At 58.1% G+C, this 18214-nt stretch carries 17 protein-coding genes; 13 read left to right on the plus strand and 4 right to left on the minus strand.

The genetic code is table 11. From position 1 onward, the window contains the following. Window positions 1-16: 16 nt before the first annotated feature. The gene (locus tag DSCA_RS13450; RefSeq protein WP_155316915.1) at window positions 17-736 is read right to left on the minus strand and encodes a hypothetical protein; all 720 of its coding nucleotides are present in this window, start codon (window positions 734-736) and stop codon (window positions 17-19) included. A 213-nt stretch (window positions 737-949) separates the two neighbouring features. Between DSCA_RS13450 and DSCA_RS13455 the strand changes: the two genes are divergently transcribed. Together DSCA_RS13455 and DSCA_RS13460 are read left to right on the plus strand one after the other, a co-directional pair. Further along, window positions 950-1357, plus strand: a complete 408-nt coding sequence (locus DSCA_RS13455) for an NFACT RNA binding domain-containing protein (RefSeq protein WP_179955322.1) — start codon at window positions 950-952, stop codon at window positions 1355-1357. 86 nt (window positions 1358-1443) lie between these two features. Continuing rightward, window positions 1444-1968 carry a gamma carbonic anhydrase family protein gene (locus DSCA_RS13460; RefSeq protein ID WP_155316917.1) on the plus strand — a complete coding sequence of 175 codons (525 nt, stop codon included), beginning with the start codon at window positions 1444-1446 and terminating at the stop codon, window positions 1966-1968. Between the two features lie 38 nt (window positions 1969-2006). Here DSCA_RS13460 and DSCA_RS13465 read toward each other — a convergent pair whose 3' ends face one another. After that, window positions 2007-2291: a hypothetical protein gene (locus DSCA_RS13465; RefSeq protein ID WP_155316918.1), complete on the minus strand. Its 285-nt coding sequence runs from the start codon at window positions 2289-2291 to the stop codon at window positions 2007-2009. A gap of 529 nt (window positions 2292-2820) precedes the next feature. On the opposite strand from DSCA_RS13465, the gene DSCA_RS13470 reads away from it, so the two are divergent. The 5 genes from DSCA_RS13470 (at window position 2821) to DSCA_RS13490 (ending at window position 9071) form a co-directional block, all read left to right on the plus strand. Then, window positions 2821-4689, plus strand: coding sequence for a DUF342 domain-containing protein (locus tag DSCA_RS13470; RefSeq protein ID WP_167527763.1), 1869 nt, complete (start codon window positions 2821-2823; stop codon window positions 4687-4689). Between the two features lie 214 nt (window positions 4690-4903). Beyond that, window positions 4904-5173, plus strand: coding sequence for an HU family DNA-binding protein (locus DSCA_RS13475; RefSeq protein WP_155316920.1), 270 nt, complete (start codon window positions 4904-4906; stop codon window positions 5171-5173). 254 nt (window positions 5174-5427) lie between these two features. Then, the gene (locus DSCA_RS13480) at window positions 5428-7347 is read left to right on the plus strand and encodes a ribonuclease catalytic domain-containing protein (protein WP_231716481.1); all 1920 of its coding nucleotides are present in this window, start codon (window positions 5428-5430) and stop codon (window positions 7345-7347) included. 270 nt (window positions 7348-7617) lie between these two features. Further along, window positions 7618-8253, plus strand: a complete 636-nt coding sequence (locus DSCA_RS13485) for a TetR/AcrR family transcriptional regulator (protein ID WP_155316922.1) — start codon at window positions 7618-7620, stop codon at window positions 8251-8253. Window positions 8254-8384: 131 nt separating this feature from the next. Then, window positions 8385-9071, plus strand: a complete 687-nt coding sequence (locus DSCA_RS13490) for a DUF554 domain-containing protein (protein ID WP_155316923.1) — start codon at window positions 8385-8387, stop codon at window positions 9069-9071. 77 nt (window positions 9072-9148) lie between these two features. Here DSCA_RS13490 and DSCA_RS31975 read toward each other — a convergent pair whose 3' ends face one another. Further along, window positions 9149-9625, minus strand: coding sequence for a cytochrome c3 family protein (locus DSCA_RS31975; protein ID WP_167527764.1), 477 nt, complete (start codon window positions 9623-9625; stop codon window positions 9149-9151). A 169-nt stretch (window positions 9626-9794) separates the two neighbouring features. Next, the gene (locus DSCA_RS13500) at window positions 9795-12377 is read right to left on the minus strand and encodes an Lcl domain-containing protein (protein ID WP_155316925.1); all 2583 of its coding nucleotides are present in this window, start codon (window positions 12375-12377) and stop codon (window positions 9795-9797) included. A gap of 441 nt (window positions 12378-12818) precedes the next feature. On the opposite strand from DSCA_RS13500, the gene sbtA reads away from it, so the two are divergent. The 6 genes from sbtA (at window position 12819) to DSCA_RS13530 (ending at window position 18093) form a co-directional block, all read left to right on the plus strand. Then, the gene (gene sbtA / locus DSCA_RS32570; RefSeq protein ID WP_155316926.1) at window positions 12819-13034 is read left to right on the plus strand and encodes an SbtA family thio(seleno)oxazole RiPP natural product precursor; all 216 of its coding nucleotides are present in this window, start codon (window positions 12819-12821) and stop codon (window positions 13032-13034) included. Window positions 13035-13124: 90 nt separating this feature from the next. Next, a complete protein-coding gene (sbtM, locus tag DSCA_RS13510) occupies window positions 13125-14735 on the plus strand; it encodes a thio(seleno)oxazole modification radical SAM maturase SbtM (protein WP_155316927.1) in 1611 nt (536 codons plus the stop codon). Window positions 14736-15155: 420 nt separating this feature from the next. Continuing rightward, a complete protein-coding gene (locus tag DSCA_RS13515; protein WP_155316928.1) occupies window positions 15156-16178 on the plus strand; it encodes a type II asparaginase in 1023 nt (340 codons plus the stop codon). 75 nt (window positions 16179-16253) lie between these two features. After that, entirely contained in the window at window positions 16254-17360 is a 1107-nt protein-coding gene (locus tag DSCA_RS13520; protein ID WP_197904788.1) for a DmpA family aminopeptidase, read from the plus strand. A 1-nt stretch (window position 17361) separates the two neighbouring features. Next, on the plus strand, window positions 17362-17796 hold the full coding sequence (locus DSCA_RS13525; RefSeq protein ID WP_155316929.1) for a GNAT family acetyltransferase: 435 nt from the start codon (window positions 17362-17364) through the stop codon (window positions 17794-17796). Window positions 17797-17877: 81 nt separating this feature from the next. Then, the gene (locus tag DSCA_RS13530) at window positions 17878-18093 is read left to right on the plus strand and encodes a hypothetical protein (RefSeq protein WP_155316930.1); all 216 of its coding nucleotides are present in this window, start codon (window positions 17878-17880) and stop codon (window positions 18091-18093) included. Window positions 18094-18214: the final 121 nt, after the last annotated feature.

The following is an 18214-nucleotide window of genomic DNA, read 5'->3' on the forward strand; positions in this document are numbered from 1 at the left end:
CGTTTATGCATCTCAACTAATCCGGATATCGGGCCCTGACCCGTTCATGCAAGGCTCGGGAGCGCATCCATAAAAAGCCCGTATCCGAGTCGAAATCGTAGGCGAGCATGCGGTCTGTCCCCTTGTCCAGCCAGTAATATTTTTCCACATCCTCATCGTTCCGGGTGCCCACATCGAAAAGTCGGAACGCCTCCGCCTTGAGGTTCATGAAATCCGAAAAATTACTGACCTCCACAAGGATGGTGTAAAGTCCATTCTCCCAGAACCCGAAAACGATATCGTCCACAAGGGCTCTGGCAAAGCGCTTTTTCTTGTGTTTTCTGGTGTACTGCTGAACCCCGCCGTAGGCCGCGTCCGTTCCAACTTGCGTCAAATCTTTGATCAGTGACGGCGGCTGACCCCATTTCAGGTCGAGATACCCGGTTTCATCCCCGTCCGGCGATGGCGCTGAAAGTGGAAGGCCTTCGGCCGGGGGGTGGGTATCGGCGGGTGTTCGATGTTCCGGGGCCGGTGGCGCTTCGACCGGCCCCGGCGCGTGAATCAGCCGCTCCACGTCAGCCTCATTCACGCGAACCACCTGCCCGTTGTTGATATAATTGACGGTGCCATTCTCCTTCCAGGCCCGCTGGGTCTGAAACATTTCCCCCGACTTGAGGATCACCATGTCGGCGTCAACCGTGCCGACACCCGTCATCAGGGTGATGGCACAAACCATGTTCAATATTTTTTTATGCATATGTATAAAGGCCAGCCATATTGCCATGCGGCGGTCACTGGCAGAAACAATTAAACCCGTTGGGCATATCAGGATCATTGCCCCGAACACACCGGCCGGATGCCAATCTAACGGTCCGGATGCACCTTGTCAATTCTGGAGGAAAAACCTTTGAATTTCTCATTGCAATGGCATAGCCTTGGGTCGAATTCAGCTTGAATGAAGGAGACGCCATTGACAGACAATCCTGAAAACCGAGGCCATCGGCCTGACCCGCCGCGGGTATGGACCTATACGCTGCCCGGCGGGCACCGGGTCATGGCCGGAAAAACCGATGTGGACAACGACCGCCTCAGCCTTAAAGTGGCCGGTCCCAACGACTGGTGGTTCCACGTGCGCGGTATGCCCGGCAGCCACGTCGTTCTGGTGACCGCCGGGGGCCAGACACCGGACCGGAGCACCCTGAACCAGGCCGCCGCCGTTGCGGCGTATCACAGCAAGGCCAGGACCGGCGGGATCGTGGCGGTGTCCGGCACCCTGGCCCGCCATGTGTCCAAGCCCCGCGGGGCCAAACCCGGCACGGTGCAGATTCGCAAAGAACGGGTTTTCAAGGTCCGGCCGGCCTTGCCTGAACCGGCTTGACCCCTTCTACGGCCGGGTACCGGGATGAAGGGCGACGCAGATTCAGGATTAAAACGAATCAGCCATAATACGGAAAGGAAGCGCAGATGCTCTATCAGTTCGATGGGAAACAGCCGCAGGTGGGAAGCGGCACCTACGTCAGCGAACTGGCCCACGTCATTGGAAATGTCATCATCGGCGACCAGTGTTATATCGGCCACGGCGCCATCATCCGCGGCGATTACGGCCGCATCGTCATCGGCGACGGAACCGCCGTGGAAGAGGGGGTCATCATTCATGCACCGCCAGGCGACACCCAGACCATTGGCCGACGGGTCACCCTGGGGCACGGTGCCATTCTCCACGGCAGGTCCATCGGCGACCGGGCCGTGGTTGGCATGGGGGCGGTGGCCAGTATTTTCAGCCAGGTAGGCGAAGGCAGCATCGTCGCCGAGGGCAGCGTGGTCAAACTCAACAATACCATCCCGGACAGGATGGTGGCGGCAGGCAACCCGGCACGGGTCGTACGCGCGGTCACCGTTCAGGACGAGGAAATGTGGTCCTACGGCAAACAGATCTACATCGACCTGGCCGCCAAATACCTTGAAGAGGGAATGATTCCGGTTGCCTGATCCGTGGAACACCCTGTTCATGCAGGGGTGACGGTTGCCTATTGAATCCAGGGCCTGGACAACCGCCGACCATGGTTGCCGATGAACACCAGGTTCCTGCAACGGCCGCATGCACCGGAAAGGTTGCGAAACAGGACGACCTGGCCAAAAGGGTGGACCGATTTCAACCGGTTGGTGTTGATAAAGACCTGATCCACATCCGGGCCGCAGGCTTTCAGGGTGTTGATCAGTTCATGGGCGGAGGTGCCGTCGAAGTCTCCATCGAGGGTGAGATGGACACTGCTTTTGCTTTTTAGCTGGAAAATCTTGAAATTCATGGCCATCGGTTGCCTTCCTTTCCGCCGCCGTCCGGCGGCATCATCCGTTTGCCAGAACACGAATCCAGCGGTGGACGACAGAAACGTCACACCGGGGAGGGGTGAAGCGGCGGGAAGGTCGGAACAGGCAATTCCATCTCAGAAGAACAACCATCGACAACGCAGTTTCTGCGGGCACAGTAATCAGATTCAAGGTGCCGCTTCACAGCGTGAAGTTACAGCAACGATGGTGCCATCTTTAAGAAATACCGGCCCACTCAATTTATTCCAATTAATATAAGATGGTTAAAACAGACAGGCTTGACTCCGGACAACATTCGCCGGGGTTCAATTAGGAAAAATTATACCTATTGTCCGTGAAAACCAGGTAACATGGAACCCGCACCGGCACGCCAGGCGCCATCCCGATGGGATTATGGGCTAAAGTTTTCGGCGAACCATCCGATGATAGGCCCAGTTGAAGCTGTATTTATGGGCCCCGGCCTTTAACGACAGACCATCTGTGAATGCATCTGCAGCGATGGGAATGGTTTTTATGACCGGAGAACAAGGGATCGATAAAAAGTTTGGTGTTATTGCCGTAGAGTTGAATTTCGTCGGCCAGGAAAAAGTGGACAAAGCCCTGGTGGTCCAAAATCGCATCTTCGAGAAGACGAGTGTGAGCATGCCCATCGGTGAGATTTTGATGGAAATGGGCGTCCTTTCATCCGAGGAAAGAAGCGAAATCCTTCGGGTTCAAAATGAGGTTGAAGGTCAACCCCAGACAGATAAAGAACCCGCGCCGCCTGAAAGGAAAGGCAAGCCCTCCCGGTCCGCCCCAAAAAAAGGCAGCAACCTGGATATCAGCGTTTCCAAGGATAAACTGAAGGCGACGGCCTATATCGAAGGCGAAGTGCCGGCAAGGGAATTCAATGTCAATGATGTCAAGATCATGCTGCATTCGCAAGGCATCCTTTACGGCATCGCCGACGACACCCTCATCGAAGCTTTTTTGAGGGGGGAATTCAGTGTCGGTGAAGGCTGGACCATTGCAACCGGCACCGAACCGGTTCCCGACGCCCCGCCGCAGATTGTTTACCATTTCGACACGGACCCGCTTAAAATAGGCACAATGACCGAAGACGGCCTGATGGACTGGAAAGACCGCGGACGGTTGCCCCAGGTAAAGGAAGGCGACCTGCTCGCCGAAAAAAATCCGGGCCCCAAAGGCAAAGAGGGAATGGATGTATACGGGAAGAAAATTCCCATCCCCAAATCACGGGAGCAGCGGTTCAAGTGCGGGAAAGGCGCCCGGCGGTCTCCGGACGGCATGCAGGTACACGCCGCCTCGTCCGGCATCCCCAAACTGTCATGCAGCGGCGAAATTGCAGTGATGCCGACCCTTCACATTCAAGGGGACATATCACTGGAAACCGGCCATGTGGAATTTGACGGGCATATCGAGGTTGCCGGGGCCGTCGAAAAAGGTTACCGGGTGAAAGGGGGAAGCCTGCATGCCAATGAAATACGCGATGCCCAAATCGATATCGACGGCGACATTTCGGCGATGAATGGAATTTTTGGTGCCACCATAAAAGCCGGCGGGAACCTTAAAGCCGGACATATTCACAATTCCGACATCATCCTGGCCGGAGACATGGCCGTGGAAAAAGAGATTATCGAAGCAACCATCGAAGCCAATGGCCGCTGCCTGATCAACGACGGGATCATTATTTCATCCGCCGTTTCCGCTAAGATGGGAATTACCGCCATGGACATCGGCACGGAGGCCTCCAAATCCAGCGAATTGATCGTGGGAATTGACCGGCAGATGGAAAGAGACGCCGAGGCCATCAAAAATGAAATCCAGGCGGTCAAGACCGAACGCGAAACGCTGCCGACCCGACTCGAAGCCCTGAGAAACCGCTCCGACGAAATCGGCACGCAACTCGGCGAAGTGGCCCAGCATCAGGACAAATGCATGGTGCAGCACCGGCGTCTTCAGGAAAAAATCGAAGCCGGCCTGCTCAAACAGGGCAGTGCCGCTGCGGAAAAGCTTCAAAAAACCATTTCAGAATTGAAGACCAGACAGGATGCCTATGACCTGGAGGTGGCCCAACTCATGGAAGCGGATGAAACCATCGATCAGGAAATCAAGACAACCGAGAAGGCAATCACCGAAAGCGCCGCGACCCTGCAGGAATTAAACACGCGATTGGGCACGATCACCGAAGCCCAGAAGACGAGCGTCGGTCTGGCGGCGGTCAAAATCGGGGGGAACCTCTTTTCGGGAACCCGGATCACCGGTCCACACAGTACCATGGTGGTCCAGGAGAACCTCAAGCGCCTGTCGGTTGTTGAAACGGATAAACCGGACCATGAGGGGGTGAAACGCTGGCGATTCGAGATCAACCCTTTCCGGTAGCCCGCCGGGTACCGCGGATATGCCCCAAGATCAACGCCACAGGGATTTTTCCATCCTGACGGGAACGATAGGGGCTCGGCAGAACAACGTCAGGACCCGGTTTTTCACGGCCCGGCAGGAGGCCGTTTAATCTCTTGACGGAGCATGTATTTGCAGATATAGGTGCCCACTTCAGTGGTCTATGCGTCTATACTTTTAATGGAGGAAAAAGAACATGAATAAAGGTGATTTAATCAACGAAGTGGCCAGACTCGTATCAACCAAAAAACAGGCTCAGGAAATTGTTGACTGTGTTTTTTCCACTGTCACCGACACCCTGAAAAAAAATGAGGCCGTGCAGATTGCCGGTTTCGGCAGCTTCAAAACCACCAAGCGTGAAGCCAGAATCGGCCGCAATCCCCAGACCGGCGCCGAGATAAAGATCGAAGCCAGAATGGTGCCCAAATTCGTACCGGCCAAAGCGCTGAAGGATGCCGTAAAATAAAATCCCCGTTAATTCGTTGCGGTTGAAGGCAGGGCAGGTGGCCCTGCCTTTTTTATTACCGCCACCCTGAGTATCCAACGGATCTTAGCCGTTGTCCCCAGCACGGCAACGGTTCGTTCGTCAACGCCGCAGCGTCTGTTCGCGTCGCGGCTACGCGTTGACTTTCATTATGGGGGTTGCTAATACTGTCGGCTATGGAATCGGGTGAAATTGTAGAATATATTGATGACCAAAAGATAATCTGCGCGGTGGTGATGGAGAGCGGCAACCAGCGATTACGGCTGCTCACCGAGCACAACCGGGAGGTTAAAATCGCCGCGCAACGGTTGTCGCACCGCGGAAAAACGCGCCTGGAACAAAATTCGGGAAGAAACCGGATGGTGGAGTGGCTCCGCGAGTTGTCCATCAAGCGAAACGCCATTGCCGGCGAAGTCCAGGTCGAAGAGCTCTGGGAAATCCTCAACCATGAGCAGGCATGGATCGATTTGAAAACCATGACCGGCCTGTGCTTTCCGGAAGATGCCGACGACGACCATGAATCGGGAGTGATCCGGGCCCTGTTCAAGAGCCGGCGCCATTTCAAATTCAAGCCCGACCGATTCCTGCCCCACACCGAAGCACAGGTGGCCGCCATCCTTGCAATGGATAAAAAAGCGGCCCGACAGGAGCGGCTCGTCGCCGCCGGTGCCGAATGGATCAGATCGGTGCAGGCGGGCTCGACGGTCGAAATGACCCAATGCCACCGGGAGTTGGCGGAAATATTCCAATCCTATTACCTGGCCGAAAAGGAAAGCCCCCATTTCCACACTGCGCGGGCCATAATGAAAAAAGCCGGCCTCACCTCACCGGAAGCCATTTTCAGCCACCTGGTCGCCGTGGGGGTATGGACGCCCGATGAGAATGTGGATCTGATGCGGTATAAAATTCCCACGGACTTCTCGCCGTCGGTGCTCGAACTGGCTCAATCCGTGCCGGCGGCAGACGCGTTCATCGGCAGCGGCCGGGTGGACCTCACCCACCTGAACACCATCACCATCGACGGCCAGTCCACGCTTGATTTTGACGACGCTTTGAGCTTCGAAACCCGGGACGACCACTTTCTCGTGGGGATCCATATTTCCGATGTGGCCCAGTACATTAAAAAGGGCGATCTGCTGGACCGGGAGGCACGGTCGCGGGGCAGTTCCATCTACATGCCGGACAACCGGATTTCCATGGCGCCGCCGCTTCTGGCGGAGCACCGCTTAAGCCTGAAAAAGGACCACATCCGGCCGGCCATCAGCACCATGGTGAAAATCGGCCTGTCCGGCGACATCATCAGCTATGATATTTTTCCATCCATCATCCGGGTTGACCAGCAGCTCAGCTATTTCGAGGCCAACATCAGTGCCGAAGAGGGCCAGGCCATCGCCGCCCTCTACGACATCGCCATCCGGTTCAGGGAAACGCGTCTGAGCCAGGGTGCCATCCAGATCACCCTTCCGGAAATCAACGTCTGGCTGGATGACTCCGGAATGCCCGTGGTCAATCGGGTCAATCGAGAAAGTCCGGGACGAATGCTGATCGCCGAAATGATGATCCTGTCCAACTGGCTGTCCGCACGATTTCTGGCGGAAAACAAAACGCCGGCCATTTTCAGGTCGCAGCCCAAGCCCAAAGACCGCATTCTAAAAAACGGCACCGGCACCCTGTTCCAGAATTGGATGCAGCGCAAACTGCTGAACCGTTTTGTTCTGCGGCCCGGGCCCGAGCACCACTGCGGGCTGGGGCTCGACGCCTACGTCACCGCCACCTCGCCCATCAGGAAATACTTCGACCTGGTCACCCAGCGCCAGCTCCGGGCGGTGCTGGGTCTTGAACGGGCATACACGGAAAAGGAAATCGAGGAAATTATCGGGCAGCTGGCCCAGCCGATGGCCGACGTCGGGCGGATCCAATTTCGCAGAAACCGCTACTGGCTGCTCAAGCACCTGGAAGGCCGGATCGGTGAGAAAGAGGAAGCCATCGTCCTGCAGCGCCGGCGAAATGCCTATGCCATCCTGCTAAAGGCGTACATGATCGAGTGCCCCCTGCCCCAATCCAGCGGTATCGACCTGAAGCCCGAAGACCTGGTGCAGGTGACCATTCAGCATGTCAACGCGCGCAACAACACCCTTTCCGTGTTTATGGGGTAGTCCATCGGAGTTCGTCGTGTTTCCACGCCCGTCATTCCTGCCATCGGGCATTCCCCGCGTCTACCTTGCGCTCTGTTTTTCTCACCTGTTGACTTTTTGGGTTACAGACTTAACTTGAGACGGTTCGTTGCCACGGTCCGCCTTCAGGAAAAGCCTTAAGACTGCATCAGCAGCGCAACGGCGAGATTCGGGACTTTTTCCTTGACCCTCGAAAAATTATTCACTATAGAGACATTTTCAAAATAAATCACATTCAGAAAGCCACTGCTCATGGGAATTCAAGAACGGAAAGAGAGAGAAAAAGAACGGCGTCGGCAGCAGATCATCGTCGCGGCAAAACGGGTGTTTTCGGAAAAAGGGTTCAACAAGGCGACCATGGAGGATATAGCCAAAGAGGCGGAATTGAGCCCGGGCACCCTCTATCTGTACTTTAAGAACAAGGAAGAACTTTACGCATCGTTGTCCCTGCGGATTCTCCAATACCTCCACATCCGGGTCACCCACGTCAACAAGGAGACAAGCCTGTCCCCCGACCAGAAACTGGCCGCCCTCATGGAAGCCATGTACGACGTATACGACTTCGACCCGCTGATCATTATCAACATGTTCCACCTTCAATCCAGCGAAACCCTGAAGAACCTGTCCGAATCGCTGCTGACGGAAATCAAGGAACTGTCCAAGAAATCCATCGGGGCCATCGCCAAGATTTTCGAAGAAGGAATGGACAAAGGAATTTACGTCGATCGTCATCCCGTGGCCCTGGCCGACATCTTCTGGTCCATGTTCTCCGGCGTTGTGCTGTGGGAAGCCAGCAAAAAGATCATCAGCTCGGAAAAGGATTATCTGAAATCCACACTGGCCACGGCATTTGAACTTTTTGAACGGGGGATACGGAAAGCGGACTGAAGCCCCGGGCATTGTTTGCGTCTACCGGGGGATCAATCCACCATGGGCCTTTCAGCCAGGCCGGCACCTCTTGCCGGTCTGAGTGAAAGGCCCATCATTTTTTCAATGGTCAGACAGGAAGTGAGCGCACGATGATCGGCACGCTGGTAAATGCAGCAGCTATAATGGCAGGCGGTACCTTGGGCCTGCTCCTGAAAAAGGGCATCAAAGAACGCTACAAGGCAACCCTCATGCAGGCCATCAGCCTCAGCGTTGTCCTGATCGGTATCCGTTCCGCGCTGAAAGCGACGGACCTTCTCGGCATCATCATCTGTATGGCCATCGGCAGCCTGCTGGGGGAGGCCATGCGGATCGAGGGTCGCCTGGAGGCCCTGGGGGACTATGCCCAGAAACACATCGGCCGGTCTGCCAATGGCGGTTTTTCAAAGGGATTCGTAACGGCCAGCCTGGTTTTTTGTGTGGGATCGATGGCGATCGTGGGGGCACTGGAAAGCGGGCTGGCGGGCAACCATGACACCCTGTTTGCCAAATCGCTGCTGGACGGCATCACATCGGTCGTATTTGCCTCCACGTTCGGAAGCGGGGTGCTTTTCTCCGCCGTACCGGTATTGGTCTACCAGGGCGCCATCACGGCAGGGGCGTCACTGCTCAAGCCCTTTCTCACCGGCGACGTGATCGCCCAGATGTCCGGTGTCGGCGGCCTGCTGATCGCGGCCATCGGCCTCAACATGCTCAAGGTGGCCCGCATCAGGATCGGCAACATGCTGCCGGCCATCTTCCTGCCGTTGATCTATTACATGGTGGCCCAGATTTTTTAGTGGCAATAAAAAACCCCCGCCGGCGGGCGGGGGTTTTTCAGTCTGTCGATATGTCGGCGCGTGCCGGGGCCGTCGCCCTACTCTTTAGGATGGCACCCGATGCAGCCGGTGGGGCCGGTGGCCGGCAATTGGCCGTCGATAGCGGCAAGGGTGTTGGCCATCTCCTGGATTTCCAGCTTCATGGTCTTGTGGCACCCGATGCACTGGCCGTGGTAAGCGTTCTTGTAGTATCGGAAGGCCTGGTCCTTATCGATGATCTTGGACCCTTCTTTCCTTGGCAGGGTATCCAGGTCATGGCAACCGGCGGTCATGCAGCCGGTGATCGGTTCCGTGCCTTCCCAGGTGTGGTGACAGTTGTTGCAGGCAATCACCATGTGAAGGCCATGCTGGAACTCCACGGCGGCCCGCTTGGCCTCGACGGTATCCGGCGGCTCCAGAACGATCGTTCCCATGGTCACACACATCTCTTCATCACCGGCGACGGCAATTCCCAGTGAGGCACAGGCAATCATCCCGATGAGCAACAACACCCCCACAAACGATAGGCTACGCATACGCTTCCCCTCCTGAAGTCTTATCTTGGGCTTTTGTCGTTGAAAAATGAAGCAGATATAAACCCAAATGGAAAATTTTTCAATGAATAAATGCCGGCATGCCCGATCCGCCCGCCCGGGCCTTTCCCGACGGCCCGGTTCCGCAGATCGCACCGGGCAAGGCCGCCGTTTATCTGCGAACAGCGCGGACGGCACCGCAGCTGTCCTCGTTTTCCGAAACCCTCTTGAACTCGGTTTCCGGTACCGACGTGACCACATCGACCACGTGATGATACCCCCGCACGAATGATTCGGAAGTCCAGTACCACGCGGCCCCGGTCCCGGGGAAAAAAGGTTTGTTTTTGTAAAGGGTGGCCAATTCGCCGGCGGTCGGAAGGCGCCAGTCCGAATGGCCGCCGGTGCGCAACTCCGCAACGTATGCGCTGGCTTCTCTGTGGGTGATACATTTTCCGAGGTCCAGGTGGGAATCCAGCAGACACCAGGTGAGCCCGGTGACCCGGTCGGAAAAGGTACCGTTCCGGCGGTCGACGAACCGGCTCGCTACCGGGCTGAGCTGTCTGGCCACCTGAGCCTCGAGCGCTTTGATCCGCCGGGCTTCATTGGCGCGCTTGGCCTGTTCGGCCTGTTGTCTGGCCAACAGGTCACGCCGGGCCGCTTCTTCACGCCGGGCCCGGATGGCGTCCTGTAGTTCCGGTTCGAGCTGCGACCTGAGGTTTCTGGCCCGCACGGCGTAGCGCCCTGCAGGGTGGTTATCCAGGTACATGTCCAGGCGCTTGATCCGGCTGAAAATGTCGTTGACCGGATTCTTGGCATAGGCCGCTGCATTCTCCCAGGCCGCCTGCCTGGCCAGGTCTGCGTCCAGTGCAGCGATCAGCCCGGCGACCGCCTCTTTCTGGGTGGTCGCCGGCCGTTCGGCAAGATAGTCGGTATAGACCTTCCGGGCGCCGGCGATATCGTCAGCCAAAAGGGCCGCCCGGGCCGCCAGCGCCGCCACGTCCTTCTTGTCCTGAAGCACGGTTCGCAACGCCATGACCTTTTCCGCAAAGACATCATTGGAAAAAGCGGACAGGAACCGGTCGCACTGGTCGATGCAATCGTCCCAGTCTTCGCGGTCATCGCAGCCACCGGTCTGCTCCTCAAGCAGGCCGTAATATTCTTTGGCCAGGTCGCCGATCATCCGTTCCACGGCCTCCCGCTCCGTACCGTCGGGAAACTGCGCCAGATATTCCCGATAGGCGGCATAGCGCTCCAGAAAATCAGTGGCGGCAACCTTTTTCAGATCTTCGAAGTAAGCGGTCCCCAGCAGCTGCCGGATGCCGCCAATGGCGTCATTGATCTGGTCGACATAATCGCTTTGCGGATACTTCGATAAAAAGGCCGTATAGAGGGAAAGCGCTTTTTTCTCGAATTTTTCATCGATCGGCAGTCGGTTGACATCCAAAATCGTCTTTTCGTAGTCCCGCTTTTCAATTTCCAGATAGGCCTCGTTCAACCGGCCTTCCAGTTCCGATCGATGGGCATCCTCGGGATACGCTTTGAGGTACTGCATCATCAGTACAATCTGGGCATCCAGGGCTTTGGTGACCGTCAGGTCCGCGATCAGCTGGTCGTAACGGCGGTTGACCTGCCTTTTTCTGAGCAGCTTGCCGCCGCCGGTGACCACGATGGCAAAAACAATCACCACCCCCAGCACAATGAGCAGTTTTAGGGTCCTGCTCATCTGGTCCTGCTTGCCCACCGAATGGTCGGTGGCCTTTTTAAAGGGAACATGGACCAGGGGATCAGGCTGAGGCGGTGGGGCGGCCGCCGGGGGGGCGGACTCCTGCGGAGCCGGCCGGGAAACTTTTTTCACCGGCTTTTTTTTCGACCGGAGCTCCTTTTTCGTTCCGGGCGGTTCGACCGGCGGCGTTTTTTCCGCTTTCTGGGGGGGGGACGGCGCGATACCGGATTCGTCTTTAATTTTCAGACTCTCCATCATCACGTGCATGAGGGGGTCGTGAATCTCTCTGACCCGGTCGGGGTCGGCCGCTTCAATCTGAATGGCGGCATTGTCCCAACTGATGATCCGGTAGGCGGCATCGTTGCCGGTTTGTCCTTCAAACGCCGCCGCGATCAGACTGCCGCCATCGAGATAGAGATGACCGGTGCGCTCGCCGCTGGTCACCTTCAGCGTGTAAGTGGCCTCTTCCATCTCCGACATCTGTAGAAACGAAGGCAGGCTGATGCCATGGATCTGACCGCCCACCCCGGAAACGGTTTCAATCTTTTTTTTACTGATAAACTTTTGAACCAGGGTGCTCAACCGGCTGTAGTCCGCATCGCTCATGCTGGAGGAACAAAACCCCAGAAGGATCTCGGTCTTATCCGCGTCCCGGGTCCAGGGCCACAAGGCGCCGTAAAACGCGCCGGTTTTCAGTTTGTTGAGAAAAAGAACCTGATCCTTGCGAATGCCGCCTAAATATTTCACCGTGGGCTCAAAACGCAGGCTGACGGGGAGGCCTTTGCCCGGCGGCTTGGCCGGCGGACCGAAGAATTCGGAAAGGGTCTCGATCAACTCCTGGATGGAATACCCCGACGCGGTCACCTGGTAAAGGCTTCGCGATTCCTCGTAAAACCGGATAGCCATATCCGGAAGGTCATCGATACCCTTTGCCAGCGTCAGAAACCCGACCAGGGCCGCTTCGTTATTGGCAAGATCCCGGATTTCCTTGCTGTCCCCGGCCAGAAACTCCTTGATCAGCGGTACCCCCATGCGTTATCGCGTCCTCTATCTGTCTGTTGGTATCATACCGATGGCCGGGCATTTACAGCGTACAGCGCCCCGTCCATTGTCCATGAAACGTTGGGAACCAGAGATTCCAAATCATGATGAAAAAGGAAACCCATCCCCGATGGGGTTTATTTTTTCCAATGATCAATAGCAAATGGGAATTAATCTTGTCAAAGCCAAGATCACCGGAACCCGGATTAACCGCTATTTTATTACACTCCCGAAAAAACCGGCCAGGCCACTGCCGGCTGGATGCAATCCCTGGCAATTGACAGCATCGAAACGATCTGATAGTTTTTGATAATTCCCTTCAATAGTTGAATAGACGTTATCAATACCGGCAAATCCTATCGACGATCCGTCTGTCCCAGTTCCGCCCCAGGGGAAAAAGAAGTATCACCCTTAACCTCGGAGGAGGCAACCATGGATGTAGACGACCTGAAAAAAATTCTGGCGGGCTTTTGTGTCGCCGGTCTGATTGCAGGGTCCACCTTCACCCTGAACGGCTGCGCATCCGGCAAAAGCGCCTGAAGTGGCGAAAAGGCTGGAGCCGGTGGCTCCACAAGCGGGTGAAGTGGCGGTTCTTCCGGTGCCGGTGGCACCGACGATGAAAAGAAACCGCCCGCAAAAAGCGGCTGAAGCTGATTGGCATCACGCAGGTTGCGTGACCGATCCGTACAGGCCCGATTCGATTAACGACCCGATTGTTTCAAGATAAACGAACCTTAATTGCATCCCTCACCACTTGCCACATACGAAAATATTTTCTCCACCTGCCGCCGCACCCTCGGCAGTCACACCTGGGGCAGGGTGCTGGCGGCAATGGACGAAGACCTGACAGCTGAGGCCTTTCCCGACACGGTCGCCAGCTTGAGCCCATCCATGGATCTGCCCGGCTACCTCGTCGACCTGGCTCGCCTGGAATGGCTGCTGCACCAGAAACAGATCGCCGCCGATGAGCCCATCCCGCAGGCCAGGACCGTTTCGCCCAATCCCACCCTCACCATCGTCCCCGTCCGCTGGAAGCACCTGGCGGCATTCATCCGGTCGAATGCCCAAGGAGCCCGCCCACACAAGGAAGCGGCGTATGTGATGATCTGGCGACACCCGAAGTCCGGTGAACTGCACTATCGGGAACCGGCGGCCATCGACCTGCTGGCACTCAAACTCGTCGTGGAGCAGATCGACCCCCTGGCGGCGGCCGAAGAAGGCAAGGTGACCCCGGGAGATATCCAGAACGCCATCGATCAGGCCATTGCCCGGGGTGTTCTCCTGGCTCCCGGCACACGCATCCGGCGCACACCGATGCCGGCGGGAAGGATGGATTCATCCCTCGAACCGTTTCTGGCCACCGATGCCTTCACACTCCAGTGGCACGTCACCCAGGCCTGTGACCTGCACTGCAGACACTGCTACGATCGAAGCGACCGAAAACCGATGCCCGCGGAGATGGCCATGGCCATCCTGAATATGTTTTATGACTTCTGCCGCCGGATGCATGTGCGGGGACAGGTGACCTTCACCGGAGGCAACCCCCTGCTCTATCCCCACTTCGACCAGGTCTACCGCAAGGCATCGGACTATGGTTTCGGCATTGCCATCCTGGGCAATCCCACGCCCATCGACCGCATCGGGAAACTGATGGAAATTGCCCCCCCCCTTTACTTTCAGATCAGTCTGGAGGGGCTGGCGGAGCACAACGATTATATTCGCGGCAAGGGCCATTTCAACAGGTCACTGGCCTTTCTGGACGCGCTCCGATCGCTGGGCATCTACACCATGGTGATGCTTACCCTGACCCGGGACAACCTGGACCAGGTGCTGCCCCTGGCTGAACTGCTGCGCAAACGGGCCGACTTTTTCACCTTCAATCGCCTGTCCACCGTCGGGGAAGGCGCCGCGCTCCTGATGCCGGAGACCGGTGCCTTCGAATCTTTTTTGAGACGATACGCGACCGCCGCCGCCCGCAACCCGAAAATGGGACTCAAAGACAACCTGATCAACATCATCCGACGGGAAAACGACCAGGCGCCGTTCGGCGGCTGCACCGGTCACGGCTGCGGCGCCGCCTTCAATTTCATGGCGCTGCTGCCCGATGGCGAGGTACACGCCTGCAGGAAATTTCCTTCGCTGATCGGCAACGTGCTGGAAAACGACCTTTACGACATTTATCACACCCCGCTGGCCCGGCGCTATCGCACCGGCAGCCAGGCCTGTCGGAATTGCGGCCTCAATATCGTGTGTCGCGGCTGCCTGGCCATCACCCACAGCCTGGGACTGGATATCTTCACGGACAAAGACCCCTTCTGCTTCGCCCCCCCATCGATCACGGGCAAATAGAGGGGCCGATACGGGCCCTTTCCCGGGTCCCCCCTGATCAGGTCCAGCCGGATGGGACATTCCGCCTTTCCACTGCATCCAGAAAAAACCGTCCGCTGGCGCCGCTGTCCGGAACAATGGCTGCGGCCTCGATGCGCAAAAAAGATTTTCGATCTCTTTTCACCGCCAAGGGCAAAAGCGGCCTGGACCTGCCCCTCGCGGCCAGGTTCATGGGGGCTCCCGGCGGGAACATGCGGGTGGGTTCCGAAAAAGGGGAGCCCCCCTCAAAATGCACTTTCCTTTGAAAAATGAATGGATTATACTGATGAGAAAAGATGAGATAACGGGGTTGAACGGCATTATGGAAAACAGGCCGTCTGCCCCTGACGATCCGTTTCCCCATGTTGCCGGTCCAGCACCGGCACGCGACAGGCCGGCCCCATGCAAACCCGGAAAAACAGACATCCGCCGAACAAGCGGCCGTGCGTGATGATTCTCGCCACCGGCGGCACCATTGCGGGGTCGGCCGAATCGGGAACCCAGGCCGGATACACCTCCGGCCGGGTGGCCGTCGATACGATGATCGCCGCCGTTCCGGGGTTGCCCGCCATTGCCCGGATCCAGGGTGAGCAAGTGGCCAACGTGGGCTCCCAGGACATGACGTTTGCCATCATGATCGACCTGGCCGACCGGATCAACACCCTGCTGGGGGACGGCGTGGCTGACGGCGTGGTCGTCACCCACGGCACCGACACCATGGAAGAGACGGCCTATTTTCTCAATTTGACGGTTCGCAGCAAAAAGCCGGTGGTCCTGACCGGATCCATGCGCCCTGCCACCGCCGTAAGTGCCGACGGACCGCTGAACCTATACAATGCCGTTGCCGTCGCCGCGGATCCGGATGCCGCCGGGCGCGGGACCCTTGTGGTAATGAACGACCGGATCCATGGCGCCCATTCGCTGACCAAGAGCAACACCACGTCGGTGGAGACCTTCATTTCTCCCATCAACGGACTGATCGGGACGGTCAACTACGGAACAACCGAGTATTTCCGCCGCCCGGTCCGCCGGCACACCTGCCAAAGCGAATTCTCCCTGACCGGCGTCACGTCGCTGCCCCGCGTGGACATCATCTACGCCTGTGCCGACATGCCGGCCGATCTGGTCGACGGCTCGGTGGAAAGAGGGGCCAGGGGGATCGTGATCGCCGGCGACGGCAACGGCAACATGAACGCGGCCACCGTCGAGCGGGCGGCCCGGGCGGCGAAAAAGGGGATACTGATCGTTCGCAGTTCCCGTGTCCCCACCGGAAAAGTGGGCCGCAACGTTGAGATCGACGATGACCACCTGCGGTTTATCGCCTCGGATGAACTCAACCCGGCCAAGGCCAGAATCCTGCTCATGCTGGCCCTGCTGAACAAACGCAGCCGGGAAGAGATTCAGCGGCTTTTTTACGCCTATTGACCGGCTGCCGGCAACGGCAAGGATCCGCAACGCACAGCCATCCGGACCTTGCCCCAACAGCAGGAAAACGACCCGTTGAAATGGCTGCATATGGAATCCGTGAGAAAACGAGCCAGGCAGATGGGGATCGCACCGGGCATTTTGCCGACGGGTCCCCTCAATGCCATCACCGACGTTCACCCCGTCCGGGTGGGCCAGGTGACCCTGATCGAAGGCGGAGGTGTCCGCACCGGGGCCACGGCCGTCCTGCCCCATCCGGACAACGTCTATCAGAACCGGGTGCCCGCGGGCATCGCCGTTGGGAACGGGTACGGCAAGCTGATGGGCAGCACCCAGATCCGGGAACTGGGCGAAATCGAAACCCCCGTCGTTCTGACCAACACCTTGTCGGCGCCCCGGGCGGCCGACGCCATTGTCGACTGGGTGTTGACGCTTCCGGGAAACGAGGCCGTGACGACCGTCAATCCGGTGGTGGGCGAAACCAATGACAGCCGGCTGAACGACATCCGGCGCCGCAGATTGACGGCCGCGATGATCCACCGGGCGATCCGGGAGGCGGCCCCGGGCCCGGTCGCGGAGGGAAGCGTGGGCGCCGGCACCGGAACTATGGCCTTTGGCTGGAAAGGCGGCATCGGCACCAGCTCCCGGGTCGTCCCGAAAAGCCTGGGCGGGTACACGGTCGGCCTCCTGGTGCAATCCAATTTCGGTGGTGTGCTCCAGGTCCTGGGCCGGCCGGTGGGCCGGGCACTGGGCCGGTACTATCTCAAGGACGAGCTGGACGGCGGCGATGCTGACGGCTCGATCATGATGATCCTGGCGACCGACGCCCCCCTGTCGGACCGCAACCTGGCCCGATTGGCCCGGCGCGCCCTGTTCGGCCTGGCGCGCACCGGAGCGTCTTTCGCCAACGGCTCCGGCGACTATGCCATCGCCTTTTCCGTTGCCGATGGCGTGCGCCGCACCCCGACACGGCGGCGGGTCCGGTCCGCCATTGCCGATCTGCCCAACGACCTGCTTTCTCCGCTTTTCCAAGCCGCTATCGAATCGACGGAAGAGGCTATCCTCAACGCCTTGTTCACCGCCACGACCATCAATGGACACAATGGCTCGATCGGTGAAGCCATCCCCCTGGACCGGGTGATGGCGGCGCTGAACGGCCACGGCATCGAAACGCCCCCATGACATGAAAATTCGCAGCTATCATCCCGAAGACAGAGGGGCCGTCATCCGTCTGTGGCGCGACTGCGGCCTCGTCGTTCCCCAAAACGATCCCGGCAAGGACATCGACAGAAAACTGACGGTCAATCCGGAGTGGTTCCTCATCGGCGAACGGGACGGCAGGATCATCGCCACCTGCATGGCCGGCTATGACGGCCACCGGGGCTGGATCAACTACCTGGCGGTGGCGCCCGGCCACCGGCGTCAGGGCGCCGCACGGCGGATCATGCAAGCGGCTGAGGCACGCCTGGGGGCCGCCGGCTGTCCAAAAATCAACCTCCAGGTCAGGGTCTCCAACCGCCGCGCAATGGCCTTCTACCGATCGATCGGGTTCACGGTTGACGAGGTGGTCAGCATGGGCAAACGGCTCGAGCCGGATCATCCCGGGAAGATCGGTTGAAACATTTTACGGCCTTGCCCAAAAACGGCGCGGGAATTGCTTTATCCCTGGTTCATAACTACCGGATTATGGAGAGGACCCATGGGAAAAGGCGACAAACGGTTGCTGGCGCTGGCAATTGCACTGATTTCATTAGCGATGGTATGGTTTGCGCAATTCAGCCAGGCCCAGCAGAATGCCATTTACACCGATTCGATCGTTCAAATCCTTGACGCAACGAAAACGGCGCATGGCGAACCCATGGCGTTGAAAATACCTCCCCCCTCCGCCCGTCGCATTTACGGACTGGGAGGATAATCCCACGATGCCGGCATCCGCGACGTTTCGCGGCTGCGCCCGTGGTATCGCCGCCGGTCGTCTGGGACCGTCACGACATGGCTGCAGCCGCGCCGGGCGGTTGTCCCGCTGCCGGGTGAAA

The sequence above is a fragment of the Desulfosarcina alkanivorans genome, assembly GCF_009688945.1.
GTDB lineage: Bacteria > Desulfobacterota > Desulfobacteria > Desulfobacterales > Desulfosarcinaceae > Desulfosarcina > Desulfosarcina alkanivorans.

What these genes read in the sequence shown, in the direction of transcription:
- DSCA_RS13485 (WP_155316922.1), top strand. Translation starts at nt 7,618, where the DNA reads ATGGGAATTCAAGAACGGAAAGAGAGAGAAAAAGAACGGCGTCGGCAG.
- DSCA_RS13460 (WP_155316917.1), top strand. Translation starts at nt 1,444, where the DNA reads ATGCTCTATCAGTTCGATGGGAAACAGCCGCAGGTGGGAAGCGGCACC.
- DSCA_RS13500 (WP_155316925.1), bottom strand. Translation starts at nt 12,377, where the DNA reads ATGGGGGTACCGCTGATCAAGGAGTTTCTGGCCGGGGACAGCAAGGAA.
- DSCA_RS13530 (WP_155316930.1), top strand. Translation starts at nt 17,878, where the DNA reads ATGGGAAAAGGCGACAAACGGTTGCTGGCGCTGGCAATTGCACTGATT.
- DSCA_RS13525 (WP_155316929.1), top strand. Translation starts at nt 17,362, where the DNA reads ATGAAAATTCGCAGCTATCATCCCGAAGACAGAGGGGCCGTCATCCGT.
- DSCA_RS13490 (WP_155316923.1), top strand. Translation starts at nt 8,385, where the DNA reads ATGATCGGCACGCTGGTAAATGCAGCAGCTATAATGGCAGGCGGTACC.
- DSCA_RS31975 (WP_167527764.1), bottom strand. Translation starts at nt 9,625, where the DNA reads ATGCGTAGCCTATCGTTTGTGGGGGTGTTGTTGCTCATCGGGATGATT.
- DSCA_RS13465 (WP_155316918.1), bottom strand. Translation starts at nt 2,291, where the DNA reads ATGGCCATGAATTTCAAGATTTTCCAGCTAAAAAGCAAAAGCAGTGTC.
- DSCA_RS13480 (WP_231716481.1), top strand. Translation starts at nt 5,428, where the DNA reads ATGGAGAGCGGCAACCAGCGATTACGGCTGCTCACCGAGCACAACCGG.
- DSCA_RS13515 (WP_155316928.1), top strand. Translation starts at nt 15,156, where the DNA reads ATGCAAACCCGGAAAAACAGACATCCGCCGAACAAGCGGCCGTGCGTG.
- DSCA_RS13475 (WP_155316920.1), top strand. Translation starts at nt 4,904, where the DNA reads ATGAATAAAGGTGATTTAATCAACGAAGTGGCCAGACTCGTATCAACC.
- DSCA_RS13450 (WP_155316915.1), bottom strand. Translation starts at nt 736, where the DNA reads ATGCATAAAAAAATATTGAACATGGTTTGTGCCATCACCCTGATGACG.
- DSCA_RS13470 (WP_167527763.1), top strand. Translation starts at nt 2,821, where the DNA reads ATGACCGGAGAACAAGGGATCGATAAAAAGTTTGGTGTTATTGCCGTA.